The sequence below is a fragment of the Belliella calami genome (assembly GCF_022549695.1).
GTDB classification, from domain to species: Bacteria; Bacteroidota; Bacteroidia; order Cytophagales; family Cyclobacteriaceae; genus Belliella; species Belliella calami.
In genome coordinates this window covers 23,471-45,682 of record NZ_JAKZGS010000025.1, presented here as the reverse complement: position 1 = coordinate 45,682, position 22,212 = coordinate 23,471, and the positions used below count along the sequence as shown (strand labels likewise).

General features: G+C 39.0%; 18 protein-coding genes. 12 read left to right on the top strand and 6 right to left on the bottom strand.

Annotated features, from left to right (window positions below; genetic code table 11):
- Positions 1 to 147: 147 nt before the first annotated feature.
- The 4 genes from hemB to MM236_RS18680 all read right to left on the bottom strand — a co-directional run bounded on the left by hemB (position 148) and on the right by MM236_RS18680 (position 6,087).
- Entirely contained in the window at positions 148 to 1,119 is a 972-nt protein-coding gene (gene hemB / locus MM236_RS18695; protein ID WP_241276522.1) for a porphobilinogen synthase, read from the bottom strand.
- Between the two features lie 29 nt (positions 1,120 to 1,148).
- Complete coding sequence (locus MM236_RS18690; protein WP_241276521.1) at positions 1,149 to 1,664, bottom strand: TlpA family protein disulfide reductase; 516 nt, start codon at positions 1,662 to 1,664, stop codon at positions 1,149 to 1,151.
- A 1,972-nt stretch (positions 1,665 to 3,636) separates the two neighbouring features.
- Positions 3,637 to 4,848, bottom strand: coding sequence for a porin (locus MM236_RS18685; RefSeq protein WP_241276520.1), 1,212 nt, complete (start codon positions 4,846 to 4,848; stop codon positions 3,637 to 3,639).
- Positions 4,849 to 5,436: 588 nt separating this feature from the next.
- Positions 5,437 to 6,087, bottom strand: coding sequence for an HAD family hydrolase (locus tag MM236_RS18680; RefSeq protein ID WP_241276519.1), 651 nt, complete (start codon positions 6,085 to 6,087; stop codon positions 5,437 to 5,439).
- 206 nt (positions 6,088 to 6,293) lie between these two features.
- Between MM236_RS18680 and MM236_RS18675 the strand changes: the two genes are divergently transcribed.
- A complete protein-coding gene (locus MM236_RS18675; protein WP_241276518.1) occupies positions 6,294 to 7,442 on the top strand; it encodes a hypothetical protein in 1,149 nt (382 codons plus the stop codon).
- 126 nt (positions 7,443 to 7,568) lie between these two features.
- On the opposite strand, the gene rocD is transcribed toward MM236_RS18675, so the two are convergent.
- On the bottom strand, positions 7,569 to 8,843 hold the full coding sequence (gene rocD, locus MM236_RS18670) for an ornithine--oxo-acid transaminase (RefSeq protein ID WP_241276517.1): 1,275 nt from the start codon (positions 8,841 to 8,843) through the stop codon (positions 7,569 to 7,571).
- An 88-nt stretch (positions 8,844 to 8,931) separates the two neighbouring features.
- Here rocD and MM236_RS18665 point away from each other — a divergent pair, with 88 nt between their 5' ends.
- The 5 genes from MM236_RS18665 (at position 8,932) to ftsY (ending at position 11,424) form a co-directional block, all read left to right on the top strand.
- Positions 8,932 to 9,102, top strand: coding sequence for a C1orf53 family protein (locus tag MM236_RS18665; RefSeq protein WP_241276516.1), 171 nt, complete (start codon positions 8,932 to 8,934; stop codon positions 9,100 to 9,102).
- 616 nt (positions 9,103 to 9,718) lie between these two features.
- Positions 9,719 to 9,961, top strand: a complete 243-nt coding sequence (gene rpmB, locus MM236_RS18660; RefSeq protein ID WP_241276515.1) for a 50S ribosomal protein L28 — start codon at positions 9,719 to 9,721, stop codon at positions 9,959 to 9,961.
- 31 nt (positions 9,962 to 9,992) lie between these two features.
- Positions 9,993 to 10,175: a 50S ribosomal protein L33 gene (gene rpmG / locus MM236_RS18655; RefSeq protein ID WP_014770901.1), complete on the top strand. Its 183-nt coding sequence runs from the start codon at positions 9,993 to 9,995 to the stop codon at positions 10,173 to 10,175.
- A 43-nt stretch (positions 10,176 to 10,218) separates the two neighbouring features.
- A complete protein-coding gene (locus MM236_RS18650; RefSeq protein ID WP_241276514.1) occupies positions 10,219 to 10,371 on the top strand; it encodes a DUF4295 domain-containing protein in 153 nt (50 codons plus the stop codon).
- 93 nt (positions 10,372 to 10,464) lie between these two features.
- A complete protein-coding gene (gene ftsY / locus MM236_RS18645) occupies positions 10,465 to 11,424 on the top strand; it encodes a signal recognition particle-docking protein FtsY (protein WP_241276513.1) in 960 nt (319 codons plus the stop codon).
- A gap of 5 nt (positions 11,425 to 11,429) precedes the next feature.
- Here ftsY and MM236_RS18640 read toward each other — a convergent pair whose 3' ends face one another.
- A complete protein-coding gene (locus MM236_RS18640) occupies positions 11,430 to 12,482 on the bottom strand; it encodes a PorP/SprF family type IX secretion system membrane protein (RefSeq protein WP_241276512.1) in 1,053 nt (350 codons plus the stop codon).
- Between the two features lie 83 nt (positions 12,483 to 12,565).
- On the opposite strand from MM236_RS18640, the gene MM236_RS18635 reads away from it, so the two are divergent.
- The 6 genes from MM236_RS18635 (at position 12,566) to cysM (ending at position 21,763) form a co-directional block, all read left to right on the top strand.
- Entirely contained in the window at positions 12,566 to 18,130 is a 5,565-nt protein-coding gene (locus tag MM236_RS18635) for a T9SS type B sorting domain-containing protein (RefSeq protein WP_241276511.1), read from the top strand.
- 11 nt (positions 18,131 to 18,141) lie between these two features.
- The gene (gene yaaA / locus MM236_RS18630; RefSeq protein WP_241276510.1) at positions 18,142 to 18,885 is read left to right on the top strand and encodes a peroxide stress protein YaaA; all 744 of its coding nucleotides are present in this window, start codon (positions 18,142 to 18,144) and stop codon (positions 18,883 to 18,885) included.
- Between the two features lie 298 nt (positions 18,886 to 19,183).
- Positions 19,184 to 19,474: an FtsB family cell division protein gene (locus MM236_RS18625; RefSeq protein WP_241276509.1), complete on the top strand. Its 291-nt coding sequence runs from the start codon at positions 19,184 to 19,186 to the stop codon at positions 19,472 to 19,474.
- The gene (locus tag MM236_RS18620; RefSeq protein WP_241276508.1) at positions 19,452 to 20,021 is read left to right on the top strand and encodes a hypothetical protein; all 570 of its coding nucleotides are present in this window, start codon (positions 19,452 to 19,454) and stop codon (positions 20,019 to 20,021) included. Before MM236_RS18625 ends, MM236_RS18620 begins: the two co-directional genes overlap by 23 nt.
- Positions 20,022 to 20,042: 21 nt before the next feature.
- Entirely contained in the window at positions 20,043 to 20,879 is an 837-nt protein-coding gene (locus tag MM236_RS18615) for a serine O-acetyltransferase (protein ID WP_241276507.1), read from the top strand.
- 5 nt (positions 20,880 to 20,884) lie between these two features.
- Complete coding sequence (gene cysM / locus MM236_RS18610; protein ID WP_241276506.1) at positions 20,885 to 21,763, top strand: cysteine synthase CysM; 879 nt, start codon at positions 20,885 to 20,887, stop codon at positions 21,761 to 21,763.
- Positions 21,764 to 22,212 lie beyond the last annotated feature (449 nt).

Below are 22,212 nucleotides of genomic sequence, written 5' to 3'. Positions count from 1 at the left end.
ACTTTAACTATCTGTAATATAGCTATTTATAATATAATAAACCAGCATGTAACAGAAAGAAAATCAAGGATTTTAACCATTCTTTTTCAAGTAATTTTAGCTTAAATACTTTTCGGAGTGGACTCAATCTTCCAATCTTTCAATCTTCTAATCTTTTTCTAGCAAAGCAAACTCCTTTGCAAAGTAACTCAAAATGACATTGGCTCCAGCACGCTTAATGCTAAGGAGAGATTCCAGCATGGCGCGTTCGCCGTCTAGCCAGCCCTTTTCTGCTGAAGCTTTGATCATGGCATATTCACCGCTCACATTATAAGCTGCTATTGGCAAATTGGAATTGTCTTTCAAAAGTCGAATTACATCCAAATAAGCCAAAGCAGGTTTTACCATTAGAAAATCTGCACCTTCTTCGGTATCTAAGTCAGCTTCTATCAAAGCTTCATAGTAATTGGCAGCATCCATCTGATAGGTTTTCTTGTCTCCAGATTTCGGTGCTGAATCCAATGCATCACGGAATGGTCCATAAAATGCAGACGCATATTTGGCCGTATATGACATGATGGAAACATCAGTGTAACCATTTTTATCCAAGACATTTCTGATGAAACCAACTCGCCCATCCATCATGTCTGAAGGGCCTAGAATATCTGCTCCAGCTTGGGCTTGAGCCAAAGACATTTTTCCCAAAATTTCCAAAGTTTCATCATTGAGGATTTTTCCATTTTCCACCAATCCATCATGGCCGTCAGAGCTATAAGGATCCATTGCAACATCCGTCATCACCACGATTTCCGGGAATGTGCTCTTGATTTTATGAATTGCTTTGAGGTAAAAAGTTTCTGAATTATGGCTTTCTGTGGCAAATCGGTCTTTTTTGCTCTCAGGATATGCAGGGAAAATATCAAATGCCATGATGCCAAGATTGACACATTCCTCGATTTCTTTCAGCATCAAATCCAAAGAATATCGATATATCCCCGGCATGGAGGCTACTTCAATCTTTTGGTTGATCCCATCGATCAAAAACATTGGGAAAATAAAGTCTTTGACAGAAAGTCTTGTTTCTTCCACCATATTTCTGATGGCTTGGGACTTCCTGTTTCTTCTTGGTCTTCTTTGCATATCAAGTGAATTTTGATGCAAAGTTAACATTATTCCGCAGAAGCATTCGCTTCCAAAAAGCTTTTGATTTTTTCGATATTCATTGGTGAAGCACCTATAAAAACGTCTGCAACTTCTCCATTTTTGTCAATCAATACGTGTAATGGAATCGCTCGTCCTTTGTATTCACTTTTATCCAAGGCTTTTAGTATCGTAGTCGCAGCTTTATTACCAAAACTCAACTCGTATTCAAATTGGAAGTTTTCCCTTTTTTTCAGGAAAGTTTCATATACATTTTCTGTCTCATCTGAAAAAGCGATAAATCTTACATTTTTGTCTTTATATTCAGTAGCGATTTCATTCATCTCTGGGATTTCTTTAATACAAGGGCCACACCAAGTCGCCCAAAGGTTAATAACAACTACTTCGCCCTGTGCCAATTCGGGGATTCCAGAACTTTTTCCCAAGGTTTTGTTAAATTCCTCTTTGAAGTTGGTGGATGCTTTTTCAGTATTGGAATAAAGAAAAATAAATAAGGATAATACAAAACCTGCAAGTGCTTTCATTTGAATATTTGTTTAGTTGTGACTAAATATATATTCTTTTGTGCAAAAATAAAAAAAGCTTAACGCTAATTATGTTTTGGGATGGGTTTGCCGCGAAGGTCGCAAAGTTCCTCAAAGGTTTTTTTAGATGAAGTATGGAGTGTTAAAACTTTGCATACCCTTGAGTTTCCTGCGGCAAGTTTTTTTTCTAGGATGGGTTTGCCGCGAAGGTCGCAAAGGTTCGCAAAGGTTTTTTTGGATGAAGTATGGAGTGTTAAATCTTTGCGTAACCTTGAGTTTCCTGCGGCAAGTGTTTTTTCTAGGATGGGTTTGCCGCGAAGGTCGCAAAGTTCCGCAAAGGTTTTTTTAGATGAAGTATGGAGTGTTAAAACTTTGCATACCCTTGAGTTTCCTGCGGTAAGTTTTTTTTCTAGGATGGGTTTGCCGCGAAGGTCGCAAAGTTCCGCAAAGGTTTTTTTGGATGAAGTATGGAGTGTTAAAACTTTGCGTAACCTTGTGTTCCCTGCGGCAAGTTTTTTTTCTAGGATGGGTTTGCCGCGAAGGTTACAAAGTTCCTCAAAGGTTTTTTTTAGATGAAGTATGGAGAGTTAAAACTTTGCGTAACCTTGTGTTCCCTGCGGCAAGTTTTTTTTTCTAGGATGGGTTTGCCGCGAAGGTCGCAAAGTTCCGCAAAGGTTTTTTTGGATGAAGTATGGAGTGTTAAAACTTTGCGTACCCTTGAGTTTCCTACGGTAAGTTTTTTTTCTAGGATGGGTTTGCCGCGAAGGTCGCAAAGTTCCTCAAAGGTTTTTTTTAGATGAAGTATGGAGTGTTAAAACTTTGCGTAACCTTGTGTTTCCTGAGTTAAGTGTTTTTTCTAGGATGGGTTTGCCGCGAAGGTCGCAAAGTTCCTCAAAGGTTTTTTTAGATGAAGTATGGAGTGTTAAAACTTTGCGTAACCTTGTGTTCCCTGCGGCAAGTGTTTTTTTCTAGGATGGGTTTGCCGCGAAGGTCGCAAAGTTCCTCAAAGGTTTTTTTAGATGAAGTATGGAGTGTTAAAACTTTGCATACCCTTGAGTTCCCTGCGGCAAGTTTTTTTTCTAGGATGGGTTTGCCGCGAAGGTCGCAAAGTTCCTCAAAGGTTTTTTTAAATGAAGTATGGAGTGTTAAAACTTTGCGTACCCTTGAGTTTCCTTCGGCAAGTTTTTTTTCTAGGATGGGTTTGCCGCGAAGGTCGCAAAGTTTCGCAAAGGTTTTTTTGGATGAAGTATGGAGTGTTAAAACTTTGCGTACCCTTGAGTTTCCTGCGGCAAGTTTTTTTTCTAGGATGGGTTTGCCGCGAAGGTCGCAAAGTTCCGCAAAGGTTTTTTTAGATGAAGTATGGAGTGTTAAAACTTTGCGTAACCTTGTGTTCCCTGCGGCAAGTTTTTTTTCTAGGATGGGTTTGCCGCGAAGGTCGCAAAGTTCCGCAAAGGTTTTTTTGGATGAAGTATGGAGTGTTGAAACTTTACGTAACCTTGTGTTCCCTGCGGTAAGTTTTTTTTCTAGGATGGGTTTGCCGCGAAGGTTGCAAAGTTCCTCAAAGGTTTTTTTTGGATGAAGACGGGAGAGTTAAAACTTTACGTAACCTTGAGTTTCCTGCGGCAAGTTTTTTTTCTAGGATGGGTTTGCCGCGAAGGTCGCAAAGTTCCGCAAAGGTTTTTTTTAGATGAAGTATGGAGAGTTAAAACTATGCGTACCCTTGAGTTTCCTGCGGTAAGTTTTTTTTCTAGGATGGGTTTGCCGCGAAGGTCGCAAAGTTCCTCAAAGATTTTTTTGGATGAAGACGGGAGTGTTAAAACTTTACGCAACCTTGTGTTCCCTGCGGTAAGTTTTTTTTCTAGGATGGGTTTGCCGCGAAGGTCGCAAAGTTCCTCAAAGGTTTTTTTGGATGAAGTATGGAGTGTTAAAACTTTACGTACCCTTGTGTTCCCTGCGGCAAGCCCAAATCTATTTAGAAATTGATTTGGGCTTGTAGTCTTAGCAATGAACCTTTTTGTCTGTTGTCGGGATTCAATGAATCTTCAAACGTCCTGTCTGATATCGTGTACATAGCCACAAGTTCGAAGTTTTTGTGTGGCTGCCATTCTACTCCGATTTCCAATTCTTTGACTCTGTGTTTGGTGGCATCAAGCTCGTGCTTTTTTCCTCCTTTATAGTAATGATATCTTGTAAATGGAATAAAAATATCTTTTCCTTTTTGAAGAAAATAGGACGCCAATACATATCCGCCTTCCAATGGTGCATCATTGACAGTGTTTGTTTCAGGATCATATTCTGGGCCTCTTCCCCAGTTGAATTCAGCCTGGATTCCAAAAGGTTGAGGATATAGGATGAAACTTGGGCCATACCTGTATTCCCTGAATTCCGTTTGATCGAAGTCAGTCAGTGGGTTTCTATTGATCACAAACTTTCCTGAATAGCCTTGAAAGGATGTTTCTATGATTTGTCCTGATGGCAATTCAAAAGGATAAGTCAATCTTGATACGACATGTAGCGAGTTGTTTTTGTCAGGTTGATTTGCAGTTTGACCATTGTATAGTCCCAAGCCAAACACTCCGTAATCTCCAGATCCTTTGAGTCCTGACGATACCAAATAGCTAAACCTTTTTCTGATTACTGAAGGCGCATAGTAAAACATTACCCCAATGTCACGTTCATTAGCAACTGCAGAATTGAGTCCATCATTTCGGTCAAGTGGAGTTCTGTTTTGACTGGATTGAAGGTTTTCAAAACCAAATGGAACTTTGCTTTGCCCAATTCTTAGTCTAAACTCCTGTTTTCTGTCAAGACCTAAATCAAAATAAGCATCCCTAATCTGGGCGAAATTGTTTCCACCCGAGGCAAAATCTGGTTGGATGTAGAAATAAATTCTTTCGTGAATTTGTCCATAAAAGACAAGTCTGATCCTACGGAAAAAGAAACCTCCATTATCTCCCCAAGATTTATCACACTGATCACAAGATAAGTCAGGATTGGTTTCTAATAAACGGTTGTACCGCAATTGGGCATAGCCTCGCAATTGAATAGACTCAAACCAGCTTTTTTTCAAAGTTTGTTGAACCTCCTCAGTTGCGGTTGAGTCTCTTGGAATGTCCCTTGCAAAAACATCCTTGGAGAAGACCATCAATCCTAAGATGATAGCCATAGCGATTTTGATTCGCATAACCAGAAATGGGTTTTAATAATAAGAAGTATTGTACAGCGTCACAAAGGTGGTGAGCCAATATTTCTTTATGATGATGGAGAAATTAATAATTTGTTATGTGAATTTCGGGTTGCATGTTATATAAGGAGTTTCTTTGGATACAAAAGCTTGAAAAACAATTAGAAATGCTTTCTTAGACCTCTTTTTAATTGTTACCAAAATGTTAAGGAAACTCAAATGTTAAATTAATGGCAAAAAATTGTTAAGTGAATAATGGTTTTAAGGGATCAGTTGATAGTTGTTTGTTTGCACATCAGATCAGGTAAATTCAGTTATGATAGCTTACTGGAAACTAAGTGAGACCCAAAAATTTTAAAAAGAAATTCTTCAAGGGTTCTAAACCCTTGAAGAATTAGTACTCAAAAATTGTAATCTAATGTATAAGCCCTTGGTCTTAGTTAAGAACTGCAGTTGTCTTAATCGTACGGATTGAAAGAACAAGCTACTTAACGCTTAACGTTGAAAATTCTGCCAAGGTGATTGTTTTTGGGAATCGCAGTTCAACTGACTCATATGTAAATCCTAAACTAACATAACACCAGAATATCAGAATAAATCTAAAACTGTATCTAGCTTTAGGTTCACATAATCGTTGATATATAAATCACATGGAGGCAGTTCATCTTTGGTATGTGAAGAGAGTACGCCGACTACCTTCATTCCAGCATTCAAAGCAGCTGTTACACCAGAGAAGGAATCTTCGAAGACGATGCAATTCTTGGGAGATACATTTAGGTTATCGGCAGATTTAAGATAAACTTCAGGATCAGGCTTATGTTTGCTGACATTTTCACTGGCCAAGACAGATTCCATTTTATTTAGAAGTGATAGTTTCTTGGCTATCAATTCTAAGTTTGCCAAAGGAGCGGAAGTAGCTACTCCAGTTGGGATGTTTTTTGCTTTGATGCTATCTAGGAATTCCAAGTATCCAGCTATTGGATCGATTTTCTCGGCATAAATTTCCCTAAACAGGCTCTCCTTTTCGTCTTCCAGCTGCAACAGTTCTTCACCTTCTATTTTTCTTCCAAAAAAATGGCTCATGATATATGAATTGCTTTTGCCATACATGTGCTCGGCAAATTCCTCTTCTGTAGGCTGCATATCTCTTTTGGCAAAAAATGATTTAAATGCCATAGAATGAAAAGGGTTGGTATGGCAGATCACTCCGTCCATATCGAAAATTATTGCTTTTTGCATGGGGTAGTAGGTTTGGTTTTAATTTGGTGCAAAGGTAAAGCTTACAACCGAAATGCCACAGGATGTTGAGGAAACAGTTTCATTTTAATTGTTTGCGTTTTTGAATTTTTCAGTTTTTGATCCTTCATTAGTACGCTTAACTAGAATTAACTTTAGATTAAACCATATAACAAGAATTGTGCTTATGTTAGCTGTAATTATACGCTATGAAAACAGTTGGCTTATTACTTACTCTTTTTTTGACATTCCAAGCAACTATTGGAGGAGAAGTCGATTATGTTTTAGTGCCCATAGACCACAACGATGCCAACGGTGTAAAAATCAAAGTAGACTTTGTATTTGAAGAAGGATTTGATCCTGATAAAGAGACTGTGGTGGTTTTGTCGGATGCTTTGGATGGGTGTTTTGCAAATTACTATCAGCAGCTCGACTTTTCGGATAAATTCAACATTGTATATTTTCTGGGGAGGTCGTATTCTGAAGAGATTAGTCGGCTTGTGAACTATACAGGGCAAGCGAACTGGTCCAATGCCTACAAGTGGTTAAATCTAGATCAGCAAGCCAAAGATTTAGAGTTGTTTAGAAATGGGGTTCTGGGAAGTGAAAAAATCCATCTTCTTGCATATGCCAGTGCTTCAGGTATAGCGCTTCATTACCTCAGTATTTTTCCGGATCAAGTAAGTAAAATGTTAGCTATCAATCCCCTTCTTTTTGATTTGCAGAAGAATATGAATTTCCGACCCTTTGAAATCACGAATGGTGAAGCTTCACAAGAATTCATAGATGAAAAATGGATAAAGTTTGCATGGTATATGGGGTTGGAAGAGTCTTTTTATGGAGGAAAGCGAAAAAAGAATGAACTTGTAGATAGAATTTACCAATTCAATTCCTGGGATTTCTTATTACCGGAGGTGAATGGAGAAAAATTTCAGCGCATAGCCGTAAAAGTCCGTCTTTTTGAGCATACTCGAAATTACCTCTATGAGCATGACGAATCCAAGACAATTCCGAGTGTAATCCAATGGATGAAGAATAACAGCATGGAAGTTTGGGATGCTTTTGATCGGCAGCCATTCAGGTTCGTGGGTATGCATTATGATTTGCTGACACAGTTTTCAGGAAAGATGATGATCGTCTGTTCCAGTCAAAATCTAATGATCAACCCAAAAACATTCGAAGGGTTGGCGGAATTCATCTCAAACCCAACCATGCTTTATATAAAAGATGCACATGCCTTGCAGAAGCTTTATTCACAACCTGAATGGCCTTTTGTTCTCCAAAGTTTTTTCGATAGCGATGTGAAAGGGCAAATCCAAGCCTTCAAAAACCTTCAAAATATAGGATTGATCCGTTAAGAAAAAAAGGAATGCTAAGGATTTAAATTCCATAAACATCCCTTTTCAAATTATCACTACGATATTTCGATCTTACTTCAACATCATATCTATTGTACATCTACTCTATTTCGATGAAGTCATATTTCATTTATCAAACTCCTTCACCACTTTTTCTATAATATCACAACATTCGTGAAGTTGCGCTTCTGTCATCACCAAAGGTGGTGCGAAGCGAATGATATTTCCATGGGTAGGCTTAGCCAAGAGCCCATTGTCTTTCAGTGCTACACACATATCCCAAGCAGTAGAACTGTCTTCGGAATCATTGACGACTACAGCATTTAGCAAACCTTTTCCTCTTACTAATTTCAAAATACCATATTTATCAACCAAAACCTGCATTCTCTCGCGGAAGATCTTTCCAAGTTTTCTGGCATTGACAGCAAGCTTTTCGTCTCTAACCACTTCCAATGCAGCGATTGCTACTTTTGCTCCAAGTGGATTTCCACCGAAAGTTGAGCCATGTTGCCCTGGCTTGATGACATTCATGATGTCATTATTTGCAAGTACTGCCGATACAGGGTAGAATCCACCTGATATAGCTTTGCCCAAGATCAACATGTCAGGTTGAGTATAACTAGACTGCTTTTCGCAATGTGCCTCACAGGTGCAGTTTCCACATACAGCTAGAAGGGAACCTGTCCGTGCGATACCAGTTTGGATTTCGTCAGCGATGAAAAGTACATTTTTCGACCTGCAAGCGTCGGATGCTTTTCTGATAAAATCTTCGGCAGGTGTATAAACCCCAGCTTCGCCTTGGATCGGTTCCACAAGAAATGCCACTACATTTTTGTCTTCCAATGCTTTTTCCAAAGCAGGAATATCATCGTATGGAATTTTCACGAAACCGGCCGTGTATGGCCCAAAATTCTTTCTTGCATTTTGATCATTTGAAAAAGAGATGATGGTAGTTGTTCGCCCATGAAAGTTATTTTCTGCAACGACGATCACCGCTTCATTTTCATCGACGCCTTTTTTCTCGTAACCCCATTTTCTGGCAATCTTCAATGCAGTCTCAACACCTTCAGCACCAGTATTCATTGGAAGAACCTTGTCAAACCCAAAGTATTCGGTTATGTATTTCTCAAAAGGGCCAAGTACATCATTAAAAAAAGCACGAGAAGTCAAGGTCAACGTGCCGGCCTGTTCGATCAATGCTTCTTTGATTCTCGGATGGCAGTGTCCTTGGTTTACGGCTGAATACGCAGATAGGAAATCGAAGTATTTCTTTCCCTCAACATCCCAAAGAAATACACCTTGACCTTTTGCCAATACAACAGGCAGTGGATGGTAATTATGAGCACCATATTTATCTTCCAGTTCGATTGCTTGTTTACTTGAGTTTATTGTTTCTATCATAAAATTTGTAATTTTACAGCTATAATTAATGCTGTGTGATTGCCTAAGCGTAATCTACAAATATAGTAAATGCGTCAGAGGATAAAGAATGAATTCAAAAAAGAAACGAGCAGAACCAATGAAGTTGATCCCTGGCGATTATTATTTGAATTCTAACGGAATGATGGTTTTTACAGCTCAATATCATCTAAGAAGAGGACACTGCTGTGGAAATGGCTGCAAACATTGCCCATATAAGGAAGAGGGAGGGAGATCTTAAAAAGCTATTTTAGCAGCTAAAGTTCTGTTTCTGTGGGGTTAGAATAGAAACGAGAGACAAGAAGCGAGAGGCGAGAAACAAAGAAGAAAGAAGCAAGAAATAAGTCGAGAGACAAGAATCAAGAACAAAGTCACCTCGATCCCGAAAGCATTCGGGAGAGAGGTCTCGTCCCGACTTTGAAACAGGAAAGTGAAAATTGAAGTTGGTGTGTGAAATTAGTACGAGATTTCTCCCCGTAATTCTACGGGGCAGGCTCCTCTAGTCGAAATGACTTGCCGCTAGAACGTGGACGTAATTATAAAAAAAGTGTCAAGTAATTTTATGAAGTGCCATGGGAAGAGCTTTATTTTGCTTCTACTCTTTATTACTAAATAGTATTATTTCATACTACTAGCATCCTAATCCCTTAGCAACCTAATCAACCAATAGTTTATTCCTTGCCAAGAATTATGCTTCTTGTGTCTTAAGTCTTGAATCTTTTGTCTTTTTCCCCTAATCATCCACATTTTTAAAACTTTACGGAATTATTTTGAATCTTGATTTTGGTAATTCAGCAAAAACTCCGATATTTGCAGACTCAATTATAAAAACGTCTTAAATATTACGATCATATATCATGGCAAAAGTTTGTGACATCACCGGTAAGAGGCCTCAAGTAGGTAACAATGTATCGCATGCGAACAACAAGACCAAGCGTAAATTCCTTCCAAACTTACATAAGAAATCTTTTTATGTGCCTGAAGAAGATGCTTGGATCACATTGAAAGTTTGTTCAAAGGCTTTGAGAACCATCAACAAGAATGGTATCAGTTCTGTTTTGAAAAAAGCTCAAAACGAAGGTTACATTATCATTAAATAATAAGATTTACTCTTTATAAAGAATCAGAGCGATGGCTAAGAAAGGTAACAGAGTACAAGTGATTATGGAATGTACAGAGCACAAAGCTTCTGGTGTTCCAGGTACTTCAAGATACATCACAACAAAAAACCGTAAGAATACTACTGAGAGATTGGAATTGAAAAAATTCAACCCTATCTTGAAAAAAGTGACGGTTCATAAAGAAATTAAATAATCAAGGACTGTTGTCAATAGACAATATATAAAACCTCAAAGAAATGGCTAAGAAAGTAGTAGCAACCCTAAAGAAAGAAGGTGGTGTAACTTACGCTAAAGTTATCAAGGCTGTTAAGTCTGAAAAAACTGGTGCTTACACCTTCAGAGAAGAGATGGTTCCAACCACTATGGTTCAGGAAACATTGAACAAATAATTATCATTTGCACTGGTTTGCAAATATAAAGTCCCTCGGAGTAAGACTCTAGAGGGACTTTTTTATTATATTCGGGCTCAAATTGTAAATACTATGGGAATTTTCGGATTCTTCTCCAAGGAGAAAAAAGAAAGTCTAGACCAAGGACTTCAGAAATCAAGTGAAAATATTTTTTCAAAACTGAGTAAGGCTGTAGTCGGCAAATCAAAAGTCGATGAGGAAATACTTGATGAATTGGAAGAGATTCTGATCACCTCTGATGTTGGGGTAGATACCACTATCAAGATTATCAGAAGGATTGAAGAACGCGTCTCAAAAGATAAATATGTAAATACTGCAGAGCTCGATGTGATTCTCAGAGAGGAAGTTGTAGGATTACTTGAAGAAAATCAAAGTGTAGATTTGGCCGATTTTGACCTTCCGGCGGACAAAAAACCTTATGTCATCATGGTCGTTGGGGTGAATGGTGTAGGAAAAACCACAACCATCGGTAAGCTGGCACATCAGTTCAAACTAGCCGGTAAATCAGTAGTGTTAGGCGCTGCGGATACTTTTAGGGCTGCTGCTGTGGACCAATTGATCCTTTGGGGCAAAAGAGTCGATGTTCCTGTAATTTCCCATGGAATGAATACTGACCCAGCATCTGTAGCCTTCGACACTGTCAAAAAAGCAGTTGAAATGAATGCGGACGTAGTAATCGTAGATACAGCAGGAAGACTCCATACCAAGGTGAATTTGATGAATGAATTGACTAAAATCAAAAGAGTCATGCAGAAATTTATTGAAGACGCACCGCATGAAATCCTTCTGGTTTTAGATGGTTCCACTGGTCAAAATGCTTTTATGCAAGCCAAAGAATTCACCAAAGCTACCGATATCAATGCACTTGCCATTACCAAATTGGATGGGACTGCCAAAGGTGGCGTAGTCATCGGTATTTCTGATCAATTCAAGATTCCAGTAAAATACATTGGAGTGGGTGAAAAGATGACTGACCTTCAAGTTTTCAACCGGAAGGAATTTGTGGACTCTTTATTTAAGAAGAAAAAATAAATTCTTTAGAATTTCGGACATGGAAGGACAGTATCTCTTCGTTTTGGTTTTCCTTGGTTTTGACTTGGGAAAACATAAGAAATGCTTACTTCATGTGCACCACCCGACTGAATCCCAAGGTTTGAAACCGTGTAATCGAAACTATATCCCATATTCAATCCAGATAGCAGGTTGACTCCCACCATCATGACAATGGCGTCTCGGTTACTTTGCTGCTCTACAGGTTTGTAAGGAAGACCTCGATACCATAGGCCAACTATAAGTGGCTCCATATACAAATATGCTCCAACATCCAATTGCTCAAATGGCCCTTGCCTTTTGTAATTGACTGTAGGTACAAAATATCGCTCCTTGAACATGTGTGTGAAATCATTTCTATATCCACCTGAACCCAAAGAGATTTTGTAACCAGAATGGATGGACAATTTCATAGGAAGAGCACTGCTCTGTCCATCATCTATAAATGATTGGTTAGGTTGATTGACGTGGTGCGTAGATGCTCCTAACCAAAATTTTTCGGTAAAAAACAATCCTCCAAACGATAACGAAAGTAAATTGACAGGCTCACCAAGACCTGGAATTTCGTCCCCAGGAAGTGTTGGGCCAAAAGGGTTTGTCGGATCTATTTGATTTGCAAACACTAGATTTTCAAAAAATCCTATATCTCTTCTAATATAGCTGGCTTGAAAACCAGGTCTAAAATATGCACCTTGACCAATCCTAAGCTCATAAGAATAAAGCGCTGAGATAGTAGTAGATCTCAACTCTGCGGCGCCTTCTACATCATTCATCACAAGGAAGCCTACGCCACTATTATAGTCATCCAGATAAGTATCTATGTATGCAGAAAATGTAGTGAATTGAGCATTCATTCCCGGCCATTGATTCCTATAATTGGCCCCAATCCGTGTAGCTTGTTCTGCACCAGTAAATGCAGGATTTAAATATAAGGGAGCAGCATAATATTGACTATATTGCGGATCTTGCGCCAATGCGGTTTCCGTAATAGAAATTAATATTATCGTAAAAAAAAGAAGGTGTAGATAAGACCTAATCAAGTTTTTGTTCGTTTATTTAAGATATTCAATGTAGTTGGTAAACGTTAATGACTTAGCGTTGTTTTACTGGCAGAATGTAAAATATGAAAAGCCCCTCTAAATCTATCAAGTTTATTTCAATTTTCGCACTTTTTTGTGTGTTGACTTTCATTTTAATTATAAATAAAAGTTTTTCCCAGGGGGTAAATAACAACGAGTGGATTTTTGGCTATTGTGGTGCAAGTGAGGAAAATAACTATATTTCATTTGGAAGGGGAGGGGAACCAGTTATTAGGTCGTTGCCAGGGACGATAGTTGTTGGAGAAAACAACAATGCTGTTGCAGTAGATCCGATTTCTGGAAATGTTATTTTTTATACCAATGGAGTCTTGATTTATAATAATGACAATCAACAGATGCAAGGTGCTGCTAATGGAGTCAACGGAAATATTGATGAAAGACAGCAAGTTGCAATCAGCCCCTTGAGTTACGAGCCTGACGGAGATAAATTGTTTTATTCTTTTTATGTTTCTCCAACTGGACAACTACAATATGCAGTAGTAGATATGAACGCAATGGGGGCCGCTACTGGAAATCAACCTCCTTTAGGGGCTGTTATTGAATTTAATCAAAATATCGGCCCAGCTACAGGTGCAATCGCTGTAGTAAAATCAGCCCAATCCCCATCTTATTTGATTAATTTTTCTGGTGGAAATTTAATTTCAAGAAGAATTGAAGATACGCAAGGTGATTTCACTCAAATAGATGATTTAAATATTCCTTTTACCCCCAAAGCCATCATCTTTAATGAAGCCACAGGTCAGCTGCTACTGATTCCCGAAAACCCAAATGAAGATCTGATTTTGATAGATTATGATACCGCTACGGGAAGTTTTGGCGCTATTACTGCGATTTCCCAATCAGGTGGAGATGATGTCGTTGAAGGAGCAGCATTCAGTCCTGATGGACAATACATTTATTTTTCTAGAGGTGATGAATTGCTGAGGGTTCCATCTTCAGACCTAGATGCCGAGCCTGAGTTGATACCTTTGGAAAATGATGTTTTTGCGCTTTATGATATTAAAGTAGGTCCTGATGGGAGACTTTACTATATCTATGAAGAAGTAGATGGGGGACCACAGTTTGTAGGAAGAGTGGATAATCCTGACGAGGAAGAAATTGAAGATCTAGAAATCAACGAAGATCCTTTTGGTGGAGTGGATTTCTGCGGAAGGGTGTTTCCGCAGTTTGCACCCAATGCAGATGTTGAAGCTGAAGTGGATTTTTCTTGGCAACCCGAAGAACCTTGTAGCAATAATCCTCTTCAATTGACAAGCTCAATAACTCCGGAGAACTATAGGCCAGTTAGTTTTGAATGGACTTTTGAACCAGCGTTAACTGATGAGGATGGCGAGCCATTGGAAATGGACTTTAATCAAGAGCATTTGTTGCTTCCTGAAGAGGCTACTTCTGGAGAAAGCGTAACAGCAACACTTACGGTTACTTTTGCTGATGGTACGACCAGGGATGTTACCAAAACGATTAATCTACTTGAGAATGACTTAGAGGCGAACTTCACTCCTCAAGACACCACACTTTGTGCACCTAGCTGTATTGATTTGATGCCACTTCTTGAGGCACAACAAGGAGGAGGGGATCAAGGAGGAGGACAAGGCTCTGGAGGGCCAGGTGGAGGTGGTGTAGGTGGTCCAGGCCAAGGAGGCGGAGGAAATTATGAATACTTCTGGTCTAACAAGCGTGATGAAGGATGGGGGCCAGAGGCACCAAATGAAGTGTGTGAGCCAGGGTTGTACTGGGCTTTGGTTAGAGAAGAAGGTTCTTCATGTTATGCTTATGCAAGCATAAGGATCCGAATGTGGGACTTAGATGACCAGAGCAATCAAGTATGGTATTTTGGAGATCAAGCAGGGATGGACTTCAATCCAGATCCAGATGATCCAGATGGGCCTTTGCCAAGAGCGGTTACACATCCAAATAATATTCCCGCAGGCACAACTACTATCTCTGATGAAACTGGTCAAGTTTTATTTTACACAGATGGATCTACAGTTTGGGATTTGAATGGAGATGTCATGGAAAATGGCGAAGATATCGGGGGGAGTAACCAAGCCTCGGAGGGAGTTTTGGCGGTTGCCATTCCTCAGGATGAGACAATCTTTTACTTATTTACTACATCTACAGCTGCTGACGGCAACAGTCAAGTGAAGTTTTCCCTAGTCGATATCAAGGCTGAAAATCCTACAGGTGTTGGGAATGTAGTGACCAGTGATAATTTCTTATTCAGTCCAGCTACACAACATTCAGCGGCCATCGCAGCAGGGGATACTACTTGGGTGCTTTTTCATGAATTGGGAAATAATACCTTTAGGGCGTATCCAGTAGGCTCTTTGGGGATTGGCCCACCTGTTTTTTCTTCTGTTGGTTCTAATCACGGATTTGACACTGGGGTAGGAAGCATGAAGTTTAGCCCTGATGGTACAAAAGTAGCTGTGACTATACAGGATGGGGCATGTAGCAGTGTAGAGATTTTTGATTTTGACCAAAGTACTGGAGCACTCACGGAATATGCTATCGTAGATTTGGATTGTAATGGAGATGATGTGTATGGGGTGGAGTTTTCCGATGAAGGAGACAGAATGTTTGTCACCTATACGGGTAATGGTGGGAAAGTAGAAGAGTTTATCATTCAAAGTCCGAGTTCACAAGATGAGGACGATGATTTGAGTTGTGGGGCGTGTTTCGAAACAGCTACAACAAGCGCCCAAAGAGCAGAGTGTATTTTAGATACAAGAAATGATCTTGGGATCAATGGCCCAATAGGAGCTATCCAAATGGGGCCAATGGGAGATATTTATGTAGCAAGACCTGGACAGAATTTCTTAGGTACGATTCAACCTGGAGGACTTTGTGAGCCTAGTACGGGTACAACCGAAGGGTTTCAGCTCCTGCCTGGCACATCTTCGAATTTAGGACTTCCATCATTTGTGCAGCAGTCTGGCAGTAGTATTCCCGAACCTGCCATCAGTGGCCCTGAGAGGTTGTGTATTGATCCAGAAAATGGAGCCGAAGGTTTGTTTGAAGGTGCAGGTGAACCAGATATTGATAGTTACTTCTGGACGATTGTGCATGAGGATGGCGAAGTGATTGAGTCTGAACTGGGTGGACCAGGGGAAGAGAATCAAACTTTGACTTATTTTTTCCAAAGAGAAGGTTTGCACACAGTGACTTTAAGGGTTGACAGGTGTGGCGATCCTGAATACTACAATGAAAACAATAGCATTGAGGTGCTAGTGGTAGCTCCTCCAGCGATTACCCTTGCAGATGATATTACGCTTTGTAGTGGTTCCCCGATTACATTGACTGCCATTGATGGATATGATCCTGCTGATGGGTTGTATGATTTCGAATGGAGAAATGCAGCTGGAATTCAGTTTGGGGATGAAAATTCCAATGAAATTACTGTAGAAGAGGAAAGTATTTATACCGTAACGGTCTCTTTCAGGGAAACTGGTGATGAAGAGTTTTTTGATGCATGTCCATCAACAAGGTCTGTTTTTGTAGGGCCAGCTTTTGAATTTGATTTGACTCAGACTGCAGAAGAAGTTTGTTATGATGAGACTTTGGTTGTTTTTGCTCCAGATACCCCTGTGTCGGGAGAATGGTTTTATCAACTTGACGGTTCTCCTGACAGGATTCCGTTTTCAGTAGGAGAAGCATTTGAACTTGAAATCACACCTGCTTTGAACTTGCCTAGTCCAGGTCTTTATCAGATTATTTTTGTAACAGAAGACCCAATCGTCCCTGGGTGTTTGGTTGAAAAAGTACTTCAGCTAGAAGTTTTTCCATTACCAAATTTTGAGATTAGAGATGAAACACCTGCTACGGATTGTGATTCGGATGACGGTATTTTTGAGATTGAAATACTGATTGATCTATCGGAATTGGAAATTATGGAAACGGGTGAGTTGTTTGCCAATGTTCCAGCTGGAGAAGTTTTTGAATTTGCTGATTTAGCACCAGGGAATTATACGATAAGAGCTCAGACTGCTTTTGGATGTGAATTTACACGCACTGCCACAATTTTAAATTTAGATCCACCAGCAGAACTTGTCGGTGTGAGCTTGGATAGCACAGATGAATCCTGTGGAATCAATGAAATTTTACCGGGTACTATCTCTATCGAACTCAGTGCACCACCTACGGGGACATATTCCTACACCATTACGCGCCAAGGAGATGGAGAAGAAATTACCGGGAACTTAGATGGGCAAGTTACGCTTATCCAGGATCTTAGATTTGGAGATTATGAAGTGCAAGTGGACGATGATGCGACAGGCTGTGCGATACCTGTAGGGGAAGTGACTATCGAAAGGAGATTCTTGGTTGATTTTTCAGTCCCTTCAAATGTGGTGGCATGTGAAAGCTTTGAGTTGGACATTTTGACTCAGCAAAATCTAGTTTTCACCATCACGGACCCTAATGGAAATCTAGTGATTCCAGATATAGATGGAATTTATTTGTTGATTGAATCTGGTGAGTATATCGTCTATGGGGAAGGGCAAGATCCTGATTTTTGTCCTAGAGAAAGAAGAATCAATTTGACGGTCAATGATGCAATTCAATTTGAGGTTTCTGATGTGCAGGTAGATTGCGTAGAGGGGATTTCTTATAATGCAATCTTGACAGGCACTGTCCCAGAAGATGTTTTCTTTTTCTGGAGAAATGATGCTGGTGAAGTCGTAGGCAGAAGCCAGACTTTCAGACCTAGAGAAGCAGGGGATTATACACTTGATGTACAGCCAAGAGTTGGTTCAAATTGTCCAACTCCTCCAATAGCATTTACTGCGGAAGAATTTGATGATGAATTGGATTTTGATTTGGTAGTTAATCCTTTTTGCGAAGAGAGCGAATTTACAATTATTACTTTGAGTGGAGATTTTGATGGATTTGGCATTGAATGGTTTGAAATAATAGGTGGGAATAGGGTTCCTGATCCAGATTTTGAAGATTCAAGTGTGTTCATTGCAGAAGAAGATGGTCTGTACGAGGTTGAGATAAGAAATGCTTTTGGGTGTGTAGTTGGAAGAGAACAGGTTTCTATAAGAAAGTCTGACTTGGTAGCGCCTGAATTACTTCCATCCTATTCAATTTGTGCTTCAGAGAATGTTTTGATTGAAATTGATCCAGGGCAATATGATAATTATGAATGGTACAAAGAAGGGGAGGAATTGCCAATATCAACAGAAGCAACATTTACCCCTACTGAAGCAGGTAACTATAGATTGTTGGTTTTTGATGATTTGGGTTGTGAGGAAGAGGTAGAATTTGAAGTAATTGAAGATTGTAATATTGCTGTAAGATTTCCAAATGCTATGAATCCAAGTAATCCTGAAAAACAATTTGTAGTATATACCAATGAGTTTATTGATGAATTGGCCGTGTTTATTTACAATCGTTGGGGGGAATTGATTTTCTATTGTGAAGAAAATAACTTGCCAAGTGATACAACTAATGGTTATTGTCCATGGGATGGTACTGTAAATGGAAAGATTGTACCCATTGGAACATATCCGGTGGTTGTGCAGTTTAGAAGTAACAATCAAAATATCACGAAAACACTGAGAGAAGCAATCTTGGTTATTGATTAGCTTAATTATATATGATTACATTAATTTCTCCTGCAAAAACATTAGACTTAACGAGTACGGATGTTGAAGTTTTTACAACCCCGGATTTTCAAAAAGAAACCTTTGAATTGGTATCTATCATGAAAAAGAAAAGTACTGACGAGATAAGAAAACTGATGGGGGTAAGCGAAAATATTGCATCTTTAAACGAAAAGAGATACAAAGAATTCAAAAAATCGTTTGACCCAGACAATGCAAAGCAGGCGCTGTTGGCATTCAAAGGGGATGTTTATACCAAAATCGATGTAGATAATTATTCAAAAGATGATTTTGAGTTTGCGCAAAATCACCTCAGGATTTTATCAGGGTTGTATGGCTTATTGAAACCGTTGGATCTGATTCAACCATATAGGTTGGAAATGGGAATCAAATTGGAGAATAAGAAGGGTAAAAACCTCTATGAATTTTGGAGTAATAGGATCGTAAAAGCTATCAATTCGGCCGCTTCAGGTGAGCCTATTGTCAATTTGGCTTCTCAGGAATACTTCAAGGCTGTAGCTCAAGATGAGTTGAAGTCCCAAGTTGTATCACCTGTTTTTCAGGAATACAAAAATGGCAAATATCAAATAGTCGGAATTTTTGCCAAGCAAGCCCGAGGGCTTATGACTGATTTTATCATCAAAAATAGAATCAATGACCCGGAGCAATTGAAGACATTCAGCGAAGCTGGTTACGAATTGCATGGAGATGGTTCAGAGTGGAGGTTTGTAAGGTGATTTTGAGCGCAGTGTGTGGAACAGTAAATAAGCGTCAGGAAACTCTAAGACGAGACATAGTTGATGCAGACCTGATTTATTATAGATTCGTACTTTATCTATGTTGTTGAATTTTCTATATGAATATCCGCTTTCACACCAGTACCCATATTTAATTAGGTACAAACTTTGAATTCAGCTGCTGTCGACTGTCATCCGTCGACAATTATCCGCTTGGTCCAATTGTTTTATTTACCTTCTGGTGTAATTGCGGATAATCATAATTTTCTATATTTGTTAAATATTTGCTTTTCATAAAATGAGAAAATACCTAAAATACACTAAGAATTTTTATTTTGTATTCACAACATTGTTTGTGTTATGGATGATTTTCATCGATTCAAATGATATTTTTTCGCAGTTTAAACTAAATTCCAAAGTGAAGGAATTGGAAAATCAAAAGGAATATCTTCTAGATAGAAAGGAAAAAATAAAGCAAGATAGGCAGGAATTGATGAGTAATAATGAACTTCTGGAGAAGTTTGCCCGTGAAAGGTACTTGATGAAAAAGAAAACAGAAGACCTCTATGTTATTATCCAAGACAAATAAAGATTTTAGTTTATTCTTAATTGCCGTATTTCTATTTTGTTTTAGTTTCGGTGCTCAAGCACAAAGGGAAATAGATCCGGAAAGTAAGCCACCATTAAGTGAAAGATTATATTTTGGAGGTAATCTTGCAATGCAATTTGGGACGATCACATTTGTCGATGTTTCACCTTTGGTGGGAGTGATGATAACCGACAAGTTTTCTGGAGGTCTTGGAGCCACCTATCAGTATTTTGATGATCGTAGATTTTTTGGAAATTCAACTGGAAATAGAAATCTATATGGTGGACGAACATTTTTGAGATACAATGTCTTCCCAAATATATTTGCTCATACAGAATATGAAATGTTGAATTTTGATTTGTTCAATAGAAATACAGCCGAATACAGAAGGGAGTGGGTTCCTTCATTTTTTGTTGGTGCAGGATATTTTACGCCTTTTGGCAATAGGGGAGGTGCTAACTTTACATTCTTATACAATCTTCTACATGATAATTTAAGGTCACCTTACAATGAACCTTATGTAATCCGTGTGGGTTTTGTATTTTGATTTGATATCACTCCGACCAGCATGAAAAAATTAATAGACAAAGTTTACAAATCACACCAAGATTGCCCTGAATGTCCTTCTCCAAAGTTAATACAGACCTTTTTTGAATCCTTATTAGGTTTGTTATTCCCAGAGCATGCATTGAATATAATCAAGGACAAAGCAGAAATTGAGCAGAGCTTTGGAGCTTTGAAAAAACAATTTTCTGAAATTTTGGTGAAAAATAAACATTTGCACCACGGGGATGGAGAATTATTGAGTGCAAAGTTTTTTGAAAATCTTTCTGAGGTATATGATTTGATTCATCAAGATGTTGATGCAATGTTTTCTGGTGATCCTGCATCCAAATCACGAGCTGAAATTTTAAGATGTTATCCAGGGTTTTATGCAATTGCTGCCTATAGAATTTCTCATGAGATGTATTTATTGGGTATCAAAATGATTCCAAGGATCATCACGGAGTTTGCGCATAGCAGGACAGGTATTGATATGCATCCTGGCGCAAGTATTGGGCATCATTTCTGTATTGATCATGGTACAGGTTTGGTTGTGGGAGAGACTACAGTGATTGGCAATTATGTCAAATTATATCAAGGTGTTACATTGGGAGCACTGAGTGTTCACAAGGAAGATGCAGATACCAAGCGTCACCCGACAATTGAGAACAATGTGGTTATTTATGCAGGAGCCACCATTTTAGGAGGTAACACTGTCATTGGAGAAAATTCCATTATCGGCGGAAATGTATGGCTGACCAAATCGGTTCCAGCAAATAGCAAGATATATTATCAAGCAAAAATGTACAATGCAGATAGTGAAGTGACAGACGTGTATGTTTTTAGAAATGACTCAGAATAGCTCAGATGAAATTATTTGAATTGATAGGAAATACGCCATTAGTAGAGCTAAACACTATTCCGACAAACCCAAAAGTCCAGATTTTTTGCAAATTGGAAGGACAAAACCCTGGAGGAAGTGTAAAAGACAGAGCTGCTTTCAATATGATCCAATCTGCTTTGGAAAGGGGAGATATCAAAAAGGGCGATCGATTGGTAGAGGCTACCAGCGGCAATACTGGAATAGCACTTGCCATGGTGGCAAATAGTCTGGGTGTCCAGATGACTTTAGTAATGCCAGATAATTCCACCAAAGAGCGTGTCCTGTCCATGGAAGCTTACGGAGCAAAAGTAATTCTCACACCAGCAGAGAAAACGATAGAATATTCAAGGCAATTGGCAGAGAAAATGGCAGACGAAGATGGTTATTTTATGCTGAACCAATTTGCCAACAAGGATAATTACCTTTCACATTACAAGAGCACGGGTCCAGAGATTTGGAATGACACGAAGGGTAAGATAACCCATTTTGTTTCTGCTATGGGAACTACAGGGACGATTATGGGAGTGTCCAAATACCTGAAAGAAAAAAATAATGCCATTCAGATCATAGGAACCCAGCCAACTTATGGCTCAAGTATTCCTGGGATCAGAAGGTGGTCTCCTGAATTTTTACCGAAAATCTTTGACCCAAAACGTGTGGATAGGATTATCGATGTGAGCGAAAAGGATGCGACAATTATGACAAGAAGAATGGCCAAGGAGGAAGGGATACTTGCTGGAATGAGTAGTGGAGGTGCATTGTGTGCTGCAATGAAATTAGCTTCTGAATTGAGTGAAGGTGTAATAGTTTGTATTACTTGTGACAGAGGTGATCGCTATCTAAGTTCAGATCTGTTTGGCTGATTGATTTAAGTTATCATGAATATCCGCTTTTACTCCAGTAGCCATTTGTAATATAATTTGAAGTTCATTTCAATCAGCTATAACTGGCTGGATGAATGTAGACTTTTGACGATTATGCGCATAATTTTTAGTGATATATTCACCTACAGGTGTCATTGTGGATAATTCTTTATATGTGTATCCGCTTTCTTGCACGTAGCCAAACAATAGATTGTTGGATGAACGATTTGTGGTTCTGTTGACTGTAAACTGTTGTCTGATGACGAGTATCCGCAACTTACAAAGCTACTTCTTACCCTACGTGCAGCATTGCGGATACTCATAATTCTTTAAGTTATTTCCTCGATCCTCCTGCATTCAATCAAAAAAAATCCAGATCATTCTTTCATTAAATTCCAAAAAAAATCCCAGAACAGCGACTGTTCTGGGATTGCTAGAAAACCTATTTG